Below are 242 nucleotides of genomic sequence, written 5' to 3'. Positions count from 1 at the left end.
CGCCGTAGCGTCCGTGCCTATATGGAACAGCAGGTTTCCGCAGAAGATTTGAATCTTATCCTTGAGGCGGCTACTTATGCCCCCAACGGTATGCATTTGGAGACGTGGCACTTCACTGCCATTCAGAATAAGGAAGTACTGAAAGGGTGGAATGATAAAATCAGAGGCGCCTTTGCCAGGATTGACGACCCTCATACCCGGGAACGTGGACATAGCCAGACTTATTGCTGCTACTATCATGC

1 protein-coding gene is annotated in these 242 nt (G+C 50.0%); it reads left to right on the top strand.

The features are described 5' to 3' along the window. The coding region (locus tag LK536_RS59010) for a nitroreductase family protein (protein WP_506092361.1) at window positions 1–242 on the top strand (242 nt) is incomplete at both ends.

This window comes from Clostridium pacaense (assembly GCF_020709765.2).
Lineage (GTDB): Bacteria > Bacillota > Clostridia > Lachnospirales > Lachnospiraceae > Enterocloster > Enterocloster hominis.
The sequence above is the reverse complement of the archived record's forward strand: the minus strand, read 5'-3'. Positions and strand labels throughout refer to the sequence as shown.